The sequence below is a fragment of the Abiotrophia sp. HMSC24B09 genome (assembly GCF_001815865.1).
Classification (GTDB): domain Bacteria; phylum Bacillota; class Bacilli; order Lactobacillales; family Aerococcaceae; genus Abiotrophia.
In genome coordinates this window covers 6,881-7,200 of sequence record NZ_KV822196.1, presented here as the reverse complement: position 1 = coordinate 7,200, position 320 = coordinate 6,881, and positions in this window count along the sequence as shown.

Below are 320 nucleotides of genomic sequence, written 5' to 3'. Positions count from 1 at the left end.
TTACACAATTATAGGGACTTAATCGGAAAATCGTCGATTTCGCATGAGCTAGTGGTCCACTTTCCCGAGTGGACCACTAGCTCCTTAGATTTGGCCGGAAAATAGGGAAAAAGCCCGATTACGTGCGAGCCAGTGGTCCACTTTCTCGAGTGGACCACTGACTCCTCTGATTTGGCCGGAAAACCGGTAAAAAGCCCCGATTCCGTGTGAGCTAGTGGTCCACTTTCCAGAGTGGACCACTGGCTCCATTGATTTGGTCGGGAAACCGGTAAAAAGCCTCGATTACGTGCGAGCTAGTGGCCCACTCTCCGGAGTGGACC